Below are 15,933 nucleotides of genomic sequence, written 5' to 3'. Positions count from 1 at the left end.
CGGCTCCTCATCTGAGGAACCGGGGCCGTTCTGTGTATTGGATTGGCTACGCGCGTGAATCAGGCCTTGCGCAGATCGAACGACAGCCCCAGATCGGTGTCGACGACGTTCGAGGCGCCAGCAGTTTCGCTCATGCTGGCGGCAAGTACCTCTTCGGCAATCTCATCAGTGTGGGTGCGGAGTGCCTCGGCCAGCTCGCCAGTTGCAGTCCACTCCAGTGTGATGCGATCGCTGACCTCCAGACCGGAGGACTTACGGGCTTCCTGAATGAGCCGGACAGCCTCGCGAGCGAGCCCCGCGCGACGAAGCTGATCGTCGAGCTCCAGGTCCAGCGCCACGGTCTCGCCTTGCTCGTTAACAACCGACCAGCCTTCGCGCGGCCGTTCAGAGATGATGACGTCGTCGCGGTCGACGTCAATTGACTGCCCGTCTAGCACAACCGATGCCGCGCCGTCGGACGATAGCGCTTCCGCAAGTGCGGCCGCATCGGCATCGGCGATTGCGCCAGCGACCCGAGGAGTGTCTTTGCCAAAGCGTTTGCCGAGATTGCGGAAATTAGCCTTGGCGCTGAAATCGACGAGATCGGAACCTGCGTTGCCGAGCGATTCGAGCGCACCAATGTTGAGCTCTTCACAAACCTGGGCGCGTAGTTCTTCACCCAACTGTTGCCAAGCGTGGGAGCCGATCAATGCGCGCCGCAGGGGTTGGCGCGTACGAACCTTGGACTCTGCGCGTGCAGCGCGGCCCAGCTCGGTGATGCGGCGGGCCATATCGACCTGAGCGCCCAAGCCATCGACAATCAGCGACTCATCGGGCACCGGCCAGTCAGCCAGGTGGACCGATGGCGCAGCATCGGCGTCAACGGATCGGATGACGTCCTGCCAGACCTGCTCGGCGATAAACGGTGTCAACGGGGCCATGAGCCGGGTCAGGATATCGATCGTCTCGTGCAGCGTCGCGAACGCAGCCGGATCGCCCTTCCAGAAGCGGCGCCGCGAACGACGGACGTACCAGTTGGACAATTCGTCGATGAAGCGTGCGATCCGAACGCCGACCTGATGTGTGTCGAAACGTTCCATCGACTCGGTGACATCCCGATTGAGTTCGTGCACCTGCGAGATCAGCCATCGATCGAGCAGCGGCCGGTCCGCGATTGCGGGGGTCTCGCTGGCCGGAGTCCAGCCCTCGGTGTTGGCATACAGAACGTGGAAGGCAACGGTGTTCCAGTAAGTCAGCAGGACCTTGCGCACGATCTCTGACAGCGCAGAGTGGCCGATCCGGCGCGGTGACCACGGCGAGCCGGAGCAGGCCATGAACCAGCGCAACGCATCGGCGCCGTGCTCATCCATGAGCGGCATCGGCAACAAGATGTTGCCCAAATGCTTGGACATCTTTTTGCCGTCCTCGGCCATGATGTGGCCGAGGCAGACGACATTCTCATACGAACTCTGGTCGAACACGAGGGTTCCGACCGCCATCAGTGAATAGAACCAGCCACGCGTCTGGTCAATCGCCTCGCAGATATATTGCGCCGGATAGGCCCGCTCGAACTTCTCCTTCGAGCCCTCGACGTGCGGGTAGCCCCACTGCGCGAATGGCATCGAGCCCGAATCGAACCACGCGTCGATGACCTCAGGGACACGACGGTAGGTGCCGGGTGTGCCGTCAATTTCAAAGGTGATGTCGTCGATGAACGGCCGGTGTGGGTCGAGCGCGCTCAGATCGCGACCGGTCAGCTCCGACAACTCCGCACGTGACTCGATGCACATGAGCTTCGTTGGGTCTTGATCATTGCGCCAGATCGGCAGCGGCGTGCCCCAGAATCGGTTGCGCGACAAGGCCCAGTCGATGTTGTTGTCGAGCCAGTCGCCATAGCGACCGTGCTTGATCGTTTCGGGGAACCAATTGGTGTCGTTGTTCTCCTCGATCAGCCGATCTTTGATCGCGGTCGTGCGGATGTACCAGGCGGGCTGCGCGTAATACATCAGCGGCGTGTGACAGCGCCAGCAGTGCGGATAGGAGTGCTCGTAGGCCAACTCGCGGAACAACAGGCCGCGCGCGGACAGATCGGCGACAAGCTTTTTGTCGGCCGTCTTGAAGAACTCGCCACCGACGAGCGGCACCTCGGCCTCGAAGTGTCCATCAGTGGTGATCGGATTGACGATTGGCAGCCCATACGCCTTGCAGACCGCCATATCGTCGGCGCCGAAGGCGGGGGACTGGTGGACCAGACCGGTGCCATCTTCGGTCGTGACGTAGTCGGCGAGAACGACGTAATGCGCCTCGCTTGGGAAGGGAACCAGATCGAAGGGCCGCTGATAGGTCCAGCGCTCCATGTCGCGGCCGCGTACCGTCTCGCCGACCTTCCAGTCCTCACCGAGCGCCTTCTCGACGAGCGGTGCCGCGACGATGAGCGATTCGCCGTCCTTTGTGGCGACGACATAATCGACATCGGGGTTAACGGCGACGGCGGTGTTGGATACCAGCGTCCATGGCGTTGTGGTCCACACCAGCATTGCGGTGCCAGCCCAGGGACCAGACGTGAGTGGAAAACGTACGAAGACCGATGGATCGGTGATGTCTTCATAACCCTGAGCGAGCTCGTGGTCGGAGAGGGTCGTGCCGCAGCGTGGGCAATAGGGTGCGACGCGGAAATCCTCGGTGAGTAGTCCCTTGTTGAAGATCTGTGCCAACGCCCACCACACGCTTTCGACGTAAGCAGGCTCCATCGTGCGATAGGGGTCGGACATGTCGACCCAATAGCCCATGCGGTCGGTCATTTCCTCAAACAGGTCGACATTGCGCAACACTGCCTCGCGGCATTTGGCATTGAACTCGGCGATTCCGTAGGCCTCGATGTCGGGCTTGCCGTTGAAGCCGAGCTCTTTTTCAACCGCGATCTCAACGGGCAATCCGTGGCAGTCCCAGCCAGCCTTACGGTCCACGTGATAGCCCTGCATGGTCTTGAAACGGGGGAATACGTCCTTGAAGACACGGGCCTCGACGTGATGGGTTCCGGGTATGCCATTGGCAGTCGGTGGGCCCTCATAGAAGGTCCAGCGCGGTGCCCCCTCGGGGGTCTTCAGACTCGCCGCGAAGGTGTCGTCGCGGGACCAGAGCGCCATGATGTTGCGCTCGAGCTGGGGCAGGTCGACGTGGGTGGGGACGGGCCGGTAGCCGGGCACTTTTTCATCGCGTTCAGACACAACTTTGATTCTACGGCGATTGGAGTTGAGTCTAGCCCCCGGTCGGTCTACTCTCCCCGCATGTCAAAGATCAAGTTGGCCGTCCGCCCCGACGAGGACCCGTGGACCGCCGATGAACGCAAGACCGTCACTGCCGAACTCACCGCAGACCGGATCCGACTGGGCGAAGAACTCGACGCGTCGGCCCGCGATCTTCAAGATTTGCTCCGTGAGGGGGTCAACGCCGCTGGTAATGATGAGGCCGATGTGGGCTCGTCGAGTGTCGAGCGGGATTCGGAGCTGTCCTTGCAAGCCAATCAGCGTGAACTCCTGCTGCAGACCGAAAAGGCGCTCGGTCGGCTCGAGTCGGGCACTTACGGAACGTGCGAGGTGTGCAACGAAGCGATCGGCAAGATGCGACTGATGGCGTTTCCGCGTGCGACACTATGCATGACATGCAAAAAGCGCGAGGAGCGTCGCTGAATACCGGCGGCCATACACATCCACCCACGGCGACCTACATTCGACTGTTCTTGTTGGTGGCCATTTCTGTATGGCTGCTCGACCAAGCCACCAAAGCGCTTGCCGTTGCCAAACTCGACGGCCATGACCCGCTCACAGTGATCCCCAAGGTTTTCGAACTGACGTTCACCCGCAACGGCGGCGCGGCGTTCAGCATGGGAACGGGTATGACCGCGGTGCTCAGCGTGGTGGCGATCGTCGTGTGTGTGTTTGTGCTGCGGGCGGCGTCGAAGCTGCGCGATCGTGGTTGGGCGGTGGGCCTCGGCCTGTTGCTCGGCGGCGCGCTCGGCAATGTCACCGATCGGATCTTCCGCGAGCCTGCGCCGTTCCGTGGCCATGTCGTTGATTTCCTGCACATCAGTCATTGGCCGGTATTCAACGTCGCTGACATTGCCCTGACCTTGGCCGCTCTCACGATCGTTTGGCGCACGTGGCGCGGCGTCGGAATCGATGGCAGCCGATGAGCGTCGAGGAGACCGCGTCGGTCGCATTGGAACGCAAAGTCGTACGCATTCCTGAAGGTCTTGCCGGTGAACGCGTTGACAGCGCATTGGCACGGCTGTTGGGCTTGTCCCGTACGCGGGCCAGCGAACTTGTGGCGTCCGGCCACGTTCTGGTCGACGGTGCACCGCCAGCCAAGTCCGATCGGGTGTTACCCGGGTCAATCATTGAGGCCTCGATTCCGGCCCCACGAGTCGCGACGATCGTCCCGGTAGCGGTCGACAATCTGCACATCATCCACGACGACGATGACATCGTCGTGGTAGACAAGCCGGTCGGCGTCGCGGCACATCCCAGCGTTGGTTGGACCGGTCCCACCGTGCTCGGGCACCTGGCCGCCGCCGGCTTCCGTATCTCGACTTCGGGCGCACCTGAGCGCCGTGGCATCGTGCACCGACTCGACGTCGGCACCAGCGGGTTGATGGCGGTCGCAAAATCCGAGCACGCTTACACCGTCATGAAGCAGGCATTCCGCGATCGGACGGTCGACAAGACCTACCATGCGCTCGTACAGGGTCACCCGGATCCGTCCACCGGGACCGTCGATGCGCCAATTGCGCGTCATCCCAAACACGATTTCAAGTTCACCGTTCGTGCCGATGGCCGCGCCAGCATCACGCACTACGACACGCTTGAGGCACATCGCTATGCGAGCCTGCTGACGATCAAACTCGAAACCGGCCGCACCCATCAGATTCGTGTGCACATGAGTGCGTTGAAACATCCTTGTGTCGGCGATCTGCAATACGGAGCGGACCCGACCTTGGCGGCCAAAGTTGGGCTTGAACGGCAGTGGCTACACGCGCATAAATTGGGTTTCATTCATCCACACACCGGCAATTACATTGAATTTGAGTCCGGTTATCCCGATGACCTGCAATCGGCACTGGACCTCATCCGCAATCTGGACTGAGCGCGCCGCTTGGGCCATGACAAACTGAACCCATGAGTTCCTTTTTCGAGCAGTCCGACAAGTTGAAGGATGTCCTGTATGACATCCGCGGCCCCGTCAGTGCTCGAGCCGCCGCCTTGGAGGCCGAGGGACATCGGATTCTCAAACTCAATATCGGCAATCCCGCGCCGTTTGGCTTTGACGCTCCCGCCGAGATCCTGCAGGACGTCATTGCCGGCTTGCCAACCGCTCAGGGCTATTCCGATTCGCGCGGCATCCAGTCCGCCCGCCGTGCTGTGGTTCACGACTATCAGCTGCGTGAGGGCTTTCCGACGATCACCGTTGATGACGTCTGGTTGGGCAATGGTGCCTCCGAACTGATCCAGATCTCGCTGCAGGCGCTGCTCAACAACGGTGACGAAGTGCTGATTCCGACGCCGGATTATCCGCTGTGGACCGCCGTCGCCAATCTGGCCGGCGGTCATCCGGTGCACTATCGCTGCGATGAGGACAACGGCTGGAATCCAGACCTTGAAGACCTCCGATCAAAGGTCACCGATCGCACCAAGGCGATCGTCGTGATCAACCCCAACAATCCAACCGGCGCGGTCTATTCGCGCGAAACGCTCGAGCAGATCGCCGCGGTCGCGCGTGAGCATGATCTCGTCCTGCTGGCCGATGAGATCTACGACAAGATCCTTTACGGCGATGCGGTGCACATACCGATGGCCTCGGTCGCCCCGGACGTGCTCTGCCTGACTTTCAACGGCCTCTCGAAGGCTTACCGGGTGTGTGGCTATCGTGCTGGCTGGCTCGTGGCAACGGGCCCGCTCGAACGCGCGCGTGACTACCTTGAGGGCATCACCTTGCTGTGCTCAATGCGGTTGTGCCCGAACGTGCCAGCGCAGAATGCAATCCAAGTGGCACTCGGCGGCTATCAGAGCATCAACGAGTTGATCCTGCCCGATGGACGGCTGCTTGAGCAGCGCGACACCGCAGTTGCCGAGTTGCGCAAGATCCCGGGTGTCACGGTGGTCGAGCCCAAGGGTGCGTTGTATGTGTTCCCGCGGCTCGACCCTGAGGTCTATCCGATCAAGGATGATGAGCAACTCGTCCTCGATCTGCTGCTCCAAGAGAAAATTCTGTTAACCCAAGGCACCGGCTTCAACTGGCCCCAGCCGGACCACGTACGCATTGTGACGCTGCCATGGGCTCGCGATCTAACCGAGGCAATTCAGCGGTTCGGCAATTTCTTGAGCTCCTACAGCCAGGCCTAACGGCTCGACGCGAAAGTGTCGGCACGATGAGGCAGGATTCTCCGTGACGACAAACGGCGAACGAGGGACACGCATGAGTGGCATGATCCGGGCGACCGGTCTGATCAAAAAATACAAAGGCGTTGAAGCTTTGTCGGGGCTGGACCTCGACGTTCCCGAGGGCAAGGTATTGGCGCTGCTGGGGCCGAATGGCGCCGGCAAAACCACTGCCGTGCGCATTCTTGCGACCTTGTTGGAAGCAGACGGTGGCACGGCAGAAATCGCCGGTATCGACGTTGCAACTGATCCCGATGGGGTTCGCCGCCGGATCGGACTTTCGGGCCAGTATGCGGCAGTCGACGAATATCTGACGGGTTATGAAAATCTTGAGATGGTCGGCAGGCTTTATGGGCTCGGCCGCGCCAAATCGGCGCGGCGTGCGCGTGAATTACTTGAGCGATTTGATTTAGCTGATGCCGGCGATCGTCCAGCTAAGACCTATTCCGGCGGTATGCGACGACGGCTGGATCTGGCGGGCGCGCTGGTTGCCGAGCCGCCGGTCCTTATTCTCGATGAGCCGACGACCGGTCTGGATGTTCGAAGCCGTCAGCAAATGTGGACGGTCATCCGTGATCTGGTTGCTGCTGGTTCTACTGTTCTCCTCACGACCCAATATTTGGAAGAAGCTGATCTGCTTGCCGACGACATTGTCGTCATCGACCATGGCCGCGCCATCGCCCACGGCACTGCTGATGAGCTCAAGGCGCAGACCGGTGGTGAGCGGATAGACCTGGTCCTCGCCGACGCATCGGCGCGGCAGGCAACTAGCAAGATCTTGGCCGCAATCGCGATCGGCACCGTGCAAGTCGAGGACAACGGTCGGTCCTTGACCGCCGCAGTTGCCGGTGGAGCGCCGCAATTACGCATGGTTCTCGACCAACTGGAAGCCCAAAACATCGCGGTTCTGGACATCGGTCTTCGTCGGCCAACTCTGGACGACGTGTTTTTGAGCCTGACGGGTCGTGCCACCGAAACAGTCGTCGACGAAGTCAGCGAGGAAGCACCATGAACAACGCAATGCGCGCCGGAGTCGACGGCTGGGTTGTTGCAAAACGCAATCTAATCAAAATCAAACGGGTCCCGGAGATTTTGATTTTTGTGCTCCTGTCACCCATCATGTTTGTCCTGTTGTTCGCCTACGTCTTTGGCGGTGCGATCGATCCGGGTGGCGGCGTCAATTATCGCGAATTTCTCATCGGTGGCATCTTCGCGCAGACCGTTGTGTTCGGGGCGACTTTCACTGGCGCAGGGCTGGCCGAAGATATGCAAAAAGGCATCATCGACAGATTCCGCTCATTGCCAATGTCGCGCTCGGCGGTGTTGGTTGGTCGGACCAGTTCGGACATCGTTTATAACATCCTGTCGCTGGCGATCATGGCGCTAACCGGTCTTCTCGTCGGCTGGCGCATCCGTGAGGGCGCGCTCAAGGCAGCGGCGGCATTCTTGTTGCTTCTGCTGTTTGCCTATGCGATCAGTTGGGTCATGGCCTATGTCGGTCTGCTCGTACCGGGCGTGGAAGTCATCAACAACGCGTCGTTCATCGTCATCATGCCGCTGACCTTTGTGTCCAATGCCTTTGTGCCGCTCGAGTCGTTCCCCAGTGGGCTACGCACTTTTGTGGAATGGAATCCGGTGTCGGCGGTCACGCAGGCTTCACGGGAGCTTTTCGGCAACACCAGTGCTTCGATGCCGGTGCCTGATGTCTGGTCAATGCAACATCCAGTGCTCTACACACTCGGCTGGGTGCTGTTGATTGTGGCTGTGTTCGTGCCGCTCTCGGTTCGTCAGTACCAGTTGACGAGCCGCCGCTGAGAGCCGAATACCTTGCCGCGTTGGGGTCCTCAAAGGGCGACAATGACGGAAAGGTAGGGCGCGAGTCGCGCCTGCTCCAAACTAGCCGGGACCTCCATTAGGCTGGAGGTCTTCCCCGCATTTTTTCCTAAGGAGGACGCTGCCCATATGTCGAGTGATTCATCATTTGTGCACTTGCATGTGCATACCGAATACTCGCCGCTGGACGGTGCATCACTGCTTGGACCGCTGTTCGAACGCACCGCCGAATTGGGTATGCCGGCGATTGCGATGACCGATCACGGCAACCTCCACGGGGCCTACGACTTCTATTCCAAGGCGAAGGCCGCCGGGGTCAAACCGATTATCGGTTTGGAGGCCTACCTCACCCCCAACATTCCGCGATCGCAGAAGAAGGCGGTTCTGTGGAACAACGGCACTCCAGATGCCGATGTCGCCGGCCGTGGTGCCTATACACACATGACCTTGTTATCGGAGACGACCGAGGGCATGCACAATCTGTTCCGGATCGGCTCCTATGCGAGCCTTGAAGGCCAGTACCGCAAACCGCGTGCTGATCGCGATCTGTTGCAGCGCTACGGCAAGGGGATTATCGGAACGACAGGTTGCCCGTCGGGCGAGATCCAGACCTGGTTGCGCATCGGCAATTACGAGAAGGCCCGTGCCTCGGCAGCCGAGTTCCAAGACATCTTCGGCAAAGAAAATTTCTTCCTCGAACTGATGGATCATGGGCTCGGTATCGAGACCCAGGTGCGCGCGGGTCTGCTCCGGCTCATGAAGGACCTCAACCTTCCGCCGATCGCCACGAATGACTCGCACTACACCGCGCCCGAAGATGCCGAAGCACACGCGGCTTTGCTGTGTGTCCAATCGGGTAGTTCCCTGGCTGACCCCAACCGGTTCAAATTCGATGCAAACGATTTTTACATCAAGTCCGCCGCCGAGATGCGCTCCTTGTGGGAGGACAAGAACGATCTCAAGGCGGCCTGCGACAACACGTTGCTGATTGCCGAGCGGTGTGAGGTCGAGTTCGTGCCGTCGACCGGTGGCTACATGGCCCGGTTCGATGTCCCGGAGGGTTTCACCGAAGAGTCCTGGTTCGTCAAACAGGTCTGGGAGGGCATTGAAGAGCGTTATCCCGACGGGATCACCGACGCGGTTCGGGCCCGTACGGAGATGGAACTCGACGTCGTACGGAACAAGGGCTACTGCGGCTATTACCTCGTTGTTGCGGACTTCATCAACTGGTCCAGGGCCAATGGCATTCGGGTCGGGCCTGGACGTGGATCGGGCGCCGGGTCGATCGCCGCATACGCCTTGCGCATAACCGACCTCTGCCCGCTGACGCACGGGTTGATCTTTGAGCGTTTCCTTAACCCTGAGCGCCCCTCAATGCCCGACTTCGACATCGACTTTGATGAGCGCCGTCGCGGCGAAGTGATCCAATACGTCAGCGACAAGTACGGCAGCGAACGCGTCGCCATGATCGCCACTTTTGGCCGGTTGAAGTCCAAGGCCGCGATCAAGGACGCCACACGTGTGCTCGACTATCCGTTCGCGATGGGCGACAAAATCACCAAGGCATTGCCGCCCGATGTCATGGGCAAAGGCGTCCCGTTGACTGATTTGTTTAACTCTGATCACCAACGCTATGGCGACGGGGCCGAATTTCGTGCTCTGCACGACAGCGACGCCGAAGTCCGCAAGATCTTCGAAACCGCCAAAGGTCTTGAGGGCCAAATTCGCCAAACCGGCGTCCACGCCGCCGGTGTGATCATGTCCAGCGATCCGCTGATCGACATTGTGCCGATCATGAAGCGCGAGCAAGACGGCGCGATCATCACCCAGTTCGACTACCCGATGTGCGAAGCGCTCGGGCTGGTCAAGATGGACTTCCTCGGACTGCGTAACCTGACGATCCTCGATGACGCGCTCGTCAACATCAAGGCCAACCTTGGCGTCGATCTGGTGCTCGAGGATCTGACCTTCGACGATCCGGCCGCCTACAAGCTGCTGTCTCAGGGCGACACGCTTGGCGTGTTCCAACTCGACGGCGGGCCGATGCGCGCGCTACTCCGGTTGATGAAACCCGATAGTTTTGAGGACATCTCGGCACTCATCGCGCTCTATCGACCCGGCCCGATGGGTGCCAATTCGCATACCAACTATGCGTTGCGCAAGATCGGTCGGCAGGAGATCACGCCGATCCATCCGGAGCTCGAAGAGCCACTAGCGGAGATCTTGTCCACCAGCTATGGCCTGATTATCTATCAGGAGCAGGTCATGGCGATCGCGCAGAAGGTTGCTGGGTTCTCGCTTGGCCAGGCCGATCTGTTGCGTCGTGCAATGGGCAAGAAGAAGAAGTCTGAGCTTGATGAGCAGTATGCGGGTTACAAAGACGGGATGCTCGAGCGCGGCTATTCGCAAAAGGCAGTCGACACGCTGTGGGAGATCCTGCTGCCGTTCTCGGGCTACGCGTTCAACAAGGCGCACTCCGCCGCCTACGGAGTTATCTCCTACTGGACCGCCTATCTGAAGGCCAACTATCCGGCCGAATACATGGCTGCGCTGCTTACCAGTACCCGCGGTGACAAAGACAAATCGGCGATCTACCTCAATGAATGTCGCCACATGGGCATCACGGTGCTGCCCCCCGACGTCAACGAGTCGGTCTCCAACTTCGCTTCGGTCGGCAAGGACATCCGCTTCGGCATGGGCGCGATCCGCAATGTTGGCGAGCATGTCGTTGGCGAGATCATCCGCGCCCGCGAAGAAAAAGGTGGGTTTGAGAACTTCACCGATTTCCTTGACAAGGTGCCGCCGCACGTGTGCAGCAAGCGGGTTGTCGACTCCTTGATCAAGGCCGGCGCCTTCGATTCTCTGGGGCACCATCGGCGCTCGCTCACGACGATCGCTGACGACGCGGTCGAGCAATACTCCGTGCTCAAGAAGGGCTCGGAGCATCAAGATTCGCTATTCGGTGGCACCGAGGACGAACACGCGGGAATCACCATCAAAATCCCTGACATCCCCGAATGGGAAAAGACTCAACTGCTCGCTTTCGAGCGCGACATGCTCGGCTTGTATGTTTCCGATCATCCGCTGTTCGGCCTCGAGCATGTCCTACGCGCCAGCAGTGATTGCACGATTGGTGAAGTCCTCGCCGACACCGATCGGCCCGATGGCAGCACCGTACGTCTCTGCGGTCTGATCACGGGCGTTCAACGCCGCATGAGCAAGAAGGGCGATGCCTGGGCTTCGATCACACTCGAGGACCTGGAAGGCGCGGCCGAGATCATGATCTTCCCCGCGGCCTATCAACTGTCTTCGACAGCGCTGTATCCCGACACCGTCGTGGTGGTCAAGGCACGGATCCGTCGCAACGACGAAGGCATCGACCTGACTGGTTCGGAAGTGACGCTGCCAGCGCTCAATCTGGGTGGCGCTGAAGCGCCCGTCACGGTGACCATCCCGGTCGCCCGCTGTACCCACGACACGATCGAAAAGTTCAAGCAAGTGCTGAGCGTGCACCCGGGGGTTGCGGAGGTTCACTTGCGCTTGGTTGGACCCGCCTCGACCAAGGTGATGCGGTTGGACAATGCTTTGCGGGTGACTCCTTCTTCGTCATTGATGGCTGACCTCAAAGAACTCCTCGGACCACGGTGTCTTGCATGAGTCCAACGGCCGGTATGAACTCGCTGCTCAAATGGATCGGTGTCGATCTACTGCTCGGCATCCTAGGCGGCATCGCGTGGATTGTGTTTGCGCAGCCGGCGCAATGGCAGGTGACCGCGCAGGGCATCATCTTGGACGAGGAAGCCGCAAAGGGTCGATTCAGCGTAATCGTGACGTTCATTCTGATTGGTATCGTTGTTTCGTTCGGCTGGGGGTTATTTGCGGGCATCAGCCAACGCGATCGGGGCTGGCGTTGCGTCCCGGTGTTCCCGCTCGTCGCACTCGCTGCCGCGCTCATCACCTGGCAGATTGGGGTGCATTTTGGTCCGCCGGATCCGGCCACGGTCAAGGGTGTTGCTGTTGGCGGGTCGATTCCGCAGAAACTGGCCGTAGATTCGTTCGGGCCATTTGTCATCTGGCCGATTTTTGCCTTGATCGGTTTGTTCGTCGCGGTCTATTCAGCGGGCTATCGGGGCGACGATCGCACCCGTCACCGCGATGAGGTCGCCGGGAGCTAGCCGCACGTTCAGCCCGCGGCGGCCGCCGGAGACGAAAACCTCGTCCGCTAACTCGGCCGACGCGTCAAGCACCGTCCGATGCTTTTTCTTCTGGCCGATCGGCGAGATGCCGCCGAGCACATAACCGGTCGCACGTTGCGCGGTCTGCGGATCGGCCATGTGCGTTCGTTTCGCGCCCACTGCTTCGGCCAGTGCCTTGAGATCGAGCGTCATTGTCACTGGAATGATTGCTACGACGAGTTCACCATCGGCCTCGGCCATAAGCGTTTTGAACACCAGGTTCGGTTCGAGGTCGAGCGCTTCGGCCGCCGCCAGTCCATATGACTTCGCGCGGGGGTTGTGACGATACGAATGCGCTGTAAAGGAGACCTCCGCACGGTGCAGAAAAGCCGTAGCGGGGGTGCTGTCCGATGCTGCAGGTTTGGCCACAGGTCCATTAAACTCATGTGCGGGCCGGGCCGGGGCGGGTACTCCGTAGAATGGGCCGGGTGATGCGACGCCTCGACCTCCGACGTTCCCCTGCCGACAGCTCTATTGATGACTATGCGGACGCCGTGCCGCGGGCCGAGTTCGATGTGGCCCATGCGGTGGAGATCATCGGTCCGATCTGCGAAGACGTACGTACTCGCGGTGCTGACGCGGTGCTTGATGCCGGTGAGAAGTTCGACCGGATTCGCCCGGCGTCATTGGCTGTTCCAGCCGACGCCCTCGCCGATGCCTTGACGCAACTTGACCCTGCGGTTCGTGCTGGACTTGAGGAATCGATTACCCGATTGCGTGCCACCTGCACGGTCGAACTCGAAGACACGTTGACCACCGAGGTCGCGCCCGGTGCACGGGTTGAGCGGCGGATCGTCCCGATGCAGCGAGTCGGGCTCTATGTGCCGGGCGGCCTTGCGCCACTTGTCAGTACGGTCATCATGAACGCTGTGCCGGCCCAAGTTGCCGGCGTACGCTCGATCGCGCTGGCGAGCCCGCCACAAGTCGAGTTCGACGGATTGCCGCACCCGACGATCCTTGCCGCGTGTGCATTGCTTGGGATCGACGAAGTTTATGCCGCCGGGGGAGCGCAGGCGCTCGCGATGTTTGCCTATGGTGCGGGCCCGTGCCGTCCCGTCAATTTGATCACCGGGCCGGGAAACATCTATGTTGCTGCCGCCAAACGCTATTTGCAGGGCACCGTCAGCATCGACGCCGAGGCCGGTCCGACCGAGATTGCGATCATCGCCGATGCCAGTGCCGACGCCGAGTTCGTCGCAGCCGATCTGATCAGCCAGGCCGAGCATGACCCGATCGCCGCCAGCGTGCTCATCACCGACAGCGAACAGCTTGCGGATGCCGTCGATGCCGAGCTCGAACGCCAAGTCCCGGCGGCCCGTCACCACGAACGCATCAGCACCGCGTTGACCGGTCGGCAGTCCGCGACTGTTCTTGTACGCGACCTCGATCAGGCGGTCGATGTTGCCAATGCCTATGCCGCCGAGCACCTCGAGATCCAGACCGAAGACGCCGAAGAGTTGTCCGAGCGGATTGTCAACGCCGGAGCGATCTTCGTCGGTCCGCACACGCCGGTCTCGCTCGGTGACTACTGCGCGGGGTCGAACCACGTGCTTCCGACCGCAGGGTGCGCCTGCCATTCTTCGGGATTGTCGGTGCGTGCCTTTTGCAAGAACATGCACGTCGTCAACTATTCCGAGGGCGCGCTTAGGACGGTTGGTCATCACGTCGTCACGCTTGCCGCCGCTGAGGATTTGCCCTCGCATGGTGCCGCGGTGTCGGTCCGGCTCAAGCGTTTGTCCGGCGGCGGTGCCTGATGCCGATTCCAGACTGGGTGCCGATCCGCACTGATCTGCGCGCCTTCGAGCCCTACGGCGCGCCTCAAATGGCCGACGTCATCTGTCTCAACGTCAACGAAAACCCATATGCGCCGAGTGCTGTCGTCGCTGCTGATATCGCTGAGTCCGTGCGGGTGGTCGCAACCGGGCTCAACCGCTATCCCGACCGGGAAGCGGTCGAGCTCCGCGCAGCGCTGGCAGATTATCTTGGGCACGGCCTCGATGGCGACCAGATCTGGGCTGCCAACGGCTCCAATGAAGTGATGTTGCACATCTTGCAAGCTTTTGGCGGTCCCGGCCGATCGGCGATGTCATTTGCGCCGACCTACTCGATGTACCCCGAGTATGCCCGTGACACGCATACCGATTGGGTTGCCGGCCAGCGCGAGGAAGATTTCACCGTCGATGTCGACCGTGCTGTTGCGCTGATCAATGCGGTGCAGCCCGATGTCGTGATTCTGACCTCGCCAAACAACCCAACTGGGACGGCGCTGCCGGTCGAGACAATCCACGCCGTGATCGAAGCGGCCCCGGGAATAGTCGTGGTCGACGAGGCCTATGCCGAGTTTCGGCGCGCGGGCACGCCGAGCGCGCTCGAACTTCTCGCCGACAATCGGCGGCTGCTGGTGACCCGTACGATGAGCAAAGCGTTTGCGCTGGCCGGTGGGCGGCTCGGCTATGTGGCGGCGGATCGCTCGATCATCGACGCGCTGCGTATCGTACGACTGCCCTATCATCTGTCTGCGGTATCGCAGGCGGTTGCGCTGGCCGCACTGCGGCACCGCGATGAATTGCTGGATCAAGTTGATCAATTGCGCGCCGGCCGCGATGCGCTTGTGGAATGGTTCGAGCACCACGGGATCGAGGCCGCGCCGTCCGATGCCAACTTCGTGTTGTTTGGACAATTTGCCGATCGACATTTGATTTGGCAGGGTCTTGTCGACCGCGGCGTACTCATCCGCGAGACTGGACCCGACGGTTGGTTACGTGTGTCGGTCGGTACCCCGGCTGAAATGAAACTTTTCTACAAGGCACTACTGGAGGTGCTCGGCTGATGGCCGACAAACAGCAGGTCACCGGTCGGACCGCGCGCATTGAGCGCAAGACGTCCGAATCCCATGTCGAGGTCGAGCTCAGCCTGGATGGCACGGGTCAGCACTCGATCTCCACCGGTGTCGGCTTCTACGATCACATGCTGACCGCGCTCGCGCGACACTCGCTGATGGACATAAACGTGCAGGCGACCGGTGATCTGCACATCGATGCGCACCACACGGTCGAAGACGTGGCGATTTGCATTGGCGAAGCGCTGCGCACAGCGTTGGGCGATAAGTCGGGTATTCGTCGCTACGGCAATGCCACGATCCCGCTCGATGAGGCGATCGCCACCGCCGTTGTTGACGTCTCAGGTCGACCGTACTTCGTCCACTCTGGTGAGCCCGAACGACAGATCACCGCGATCATCGGCGGGCAGTATGTTGGCTCGTTGACCGCTCACGTCTTTGAATCAATCGCCCACCACGCTGGCATCACAATGCACGTCACGCTGTTGGCTGGCCGCGATCCGCACCACATCGCGGAAGCACAGTTCAAGGCGGTCGCGCGGGCATTACGTGAAGCGATCGCGTTGGATCCACGCGAGAGTGGCATTCCTAGCACCAAGGGCGCACTCTAACG

The 15,933-nt window shown here is 60.7% G+C and carries 13 protein-coding genes; 11 read left to right on the top strand and 2 right to left on the bottom strand.

Annotation, left to right across the window (positions count from 1 at the left end):
- Window positions 1-59: 59 nt before the first annotated feature.
- On the bottom strand, window positions 60-3,206 hold the full coding sequence (gene ileS / locus AC2YB9_RS11235) for an isoleucine--tRNA ligase (protein ID WP_487265435.1): 3,147 nt from the start codon (window positions 3,204-3,206) through the stop codon (window positions 60-62).
- Window positions 3,207-3,266: 60 nt separating this feature from the next.
- Here ileS and AC2YB9_RS11230 point away from each other — a divergent pair, with 60 nt between their 5' ends.
- The 8 genes from AC2YB9_RS11230 to AC2YB9_RS11195 all read left to right on the top strand — a co-directional run bounded on the left by AC2YB9_RS11230 (window position 3,267) and on the right by AC2YB9_RS11195 (window position 12,421).
- Window positions 3,267-3,668 carry a TraR/DksA family transcriptional regulator gene (locus AC2YB9_RS11230; protein ID WP_487265433.1) on the top strand — a complete coding sequence of 134 codons (402 nt, stop codon included), beginning with the start codon at window positions 3,267-3,269 and terminating at the stop codon, window positions 3,666-3,668.
- On the top strand, window positions 3,641-4,171 hold the full coding sequence (lspA, locus tag AC2YB9_RS11225; RefSeq protein ID WP_487265432.1) for a signal peptidase II: 531 nt from the start codon (window positions 3,641-3,643) through the stop codon (window positions 4,169-4,171). The genes AC2YB9_RS11230 and lspA overlap by 28 nt, the downstream gene beginning before the upstream one ends.
- Complete coding sequence (locus AC2YB9_RS11220; protein ID WP_487265431.1) at window positions 4,168-5,121, top strand: RluA family pseudouridine synthase; 954 nt, start codon at window positions 4,168-4,170, stop codon at window positions 5,119-5,121. The genes lspA and AC2YB9_RS11220 overlap by 4 nt, the downstream gene beginning before the upstream one ends.
- A gap of 32 nt (window positions 5,122-5,153) precedes the next feature.
- Window positions 5,154-6,377 carry a pyridoxal phosphate-dependent aminotransferase gene (locus AC2YB9_RS11215; protein ID WP_487265430.1) on the top strand — a complete coding sequence of 408 codons (1,224 nt, stop codon included), beginning with the start codon at window positions 5,154-5,156 and terminating at the stop codon, window positions 6,375-6,377.
- Between the two features lie 73 nt (window positions 6,378-6,450).
- Window positions 6,451-7,425, top strand: a complete 975-nt coding sequence (locus tag AC2YB9_RS11210; RefSeq protein ID WP_487265429.1) for an ATP-binding cassette domain-containing protein — start codon at window positions 6,451-6,453, stop codon at window positions 7,423-7,425.
- Complete coding sequence (locus AC2YB9_RS11205) at window positions 7,422-8,228, top strand: ABC transporter permease (RefSeq protein WP_487265428.1); 807 nt, start codon at window positions 7,422-7,424, stop codon at window positions 8,226-8,228. The genes AC2YB9_RS11210 and AC2YB9_RS11205 overlap by 4 nt, the downstream gene beginning before the upstream one ends.
- Before the next feature lie 147 nt (window positions 8,229-8,375).
- A complete protein-coding gene (gene dnaE / locus AC2YB9_RS11200) occupies window positions 8,376-11,903 on the top strand; it encodes a DNA polymerase III subunit alpha (protein WP_487265427.1) in 3,528 nt (1,175 codons plus the stop codon).
- The gene (locus AC2YB9_RS11195; RefSeq protein ID WP_487265426.1) at window positions 11,900-12,421 is read left to right on the top strand and encodes a hypothetical protein; all 522 of its coding nucleotides are present in this window, start codon (window positions 11,900-11,902) and stop codon (window positions 12,419-12,421) included. The genes dnaE and AC2YB9_RS11195 overlap by 4 nt, the downstream gene beginning before the upstream one ends.
- On the opposite strand, the gene ybaK is transcribed toward AC2YB9_RS11195, so the two are convergent.
- Window positions 12,362-12,850 (bottom strand): Cys-tRNA(Pro) deacylase, encoded by a 489-nt coding sequence (gene ybaK, locus AC2YB9_RS11190; RefSeq protein ID WP_487265425.1) that lies wholly within the window; start codon window positions 12,848-12,850, stop codon window positions 12,362-12,364. The genes AC2YB9_RS11195 and ybaK overlap by 60 nt on opposite strands.
- Window positions 12,851-12,909: 59 nt before the next feature.
- Here ybaK and hisD point away from each other — a divergent pair, with 59 nt between their 5' ends.
- From hisD to hisB, 3 genes are read left to right on the top strand one after another with little or no spacing between them, the layout of a single operon-like run.
- Window positions 12,910-14,235 (top strand): histidinol dehydrogenase, encoded by a 1,326-nt coding sequence (hisD, locus tag AC2YB9_RS11185; protein WP_487265424.1) that lies wholly within the window; start codon window positions 12,910-12,912, stop codon window positions 14,233-14,235.
- A complete protein-coding gene (locus AC2YB9_RS11180) occupies window positions 14,235-15,311 on the top strand; it encodes a histidinol-phosphate transaminase (RefSeq protein WP_487265423.1) in 1,077 nt (358 codons plus the stop codon). The genes hisD and AC2YB9_RS11180 overlap by 1 nt, the downstream gene beginning before the upstream one ends.
- Window positions 15,311-15,931, top strand: coding sequence for an imidazoleglycerol-phosphate dehydratase HisB (gene hisB, locus AC2YB9_RS11175; protein ID WP_487265422.1), 621 nt, complete (start codon window positions 15,311-15,313; stop codon window positions 15,929-15,931). Before AC2YB9_RS11180 ends, hisB begins: the two co-directional genes overlap by 1 nt.
- Window positions 15,932-15,933 lie beyond the last annotated feature (2 nt).

The organism is Aeromicrobium changchenzhani (assembly GCF_057586615.1).
This window is presented reverse-complemented; position numbering and strand designations above follow the sequence as displayed.

Bases quoted from the DNA above. Each gene is read 5' to 3' on its own strand.
- AC2YB9_RS11195 (WP_487265426.1), top strand. From the start codon at position 11,900: ATGAGTCCAACGGCCGGTATGAACTCGCTGCTCAAATGGATCGGTGTC.
- AC2YB9_RS11230 (WP_487265433.1), top strand. From the start codon at position 3,267: ATGTCAAAGATCAAGTTGGCCGTCCGCCCCGACGAGGACCCGTGGACC.
- AC2YB9_RS11210 (WP_487265429.1), top strand. From the start codon at position 6,451: ATGAGTGGCATGATCCGGGCGACCGGTCTGATCAAAAAATACAAAGGC.
- dnaE (WP_487265427.1), top strand. From the start codon at position 8,376: ATGTCGAGTGATTCATCATTTGTGCACTTGCATGTGCATACCGAATAC.
- AC2YB9_RS11215 (WP_487265430.1), top strand. From the start codon at position 5,154: ATGAGTTCCTTTTTCGAGCAGTCCGACAAGTTGAAGGATGTCCTGTAT.
- AC2YB9_RS11205 (WP_487265428.1), top strand. From the start codon at position 7,422: ATGAACAACGCAATGCGCGCCGGAGTCGACGGCTGGGTTGTTGCAAAA.
- AC2YB9_RS11180 (WP_487265423.1), top strand. From the start codon at position 14,235: ATGCCGATTCCAGACTGGGTGCCGATCCGCACTGATCTGCGCGCCTTC.
- lspA (WP_487265432.1), top strand. From the start codon at position 3,641: ATGCAAAAAGCGCGAGGAGCGTCGCTGAATACCGGCGGCCATACACAT.
- hisB (WP_487265422.1), top strand. From the start codon at position 15,311: ATGGCCGACAAACAGCAGGTCACCGGTCGGACCGCGCGCATTGAGCGC.
- AC2YB9_RS11220 (WP_487265431.1), top strand. From the start codon at position 4,168: ATGAGCGTCGAGGAGACCGCGTCGGTCGCATTGGAACGCAAAGTCGTA.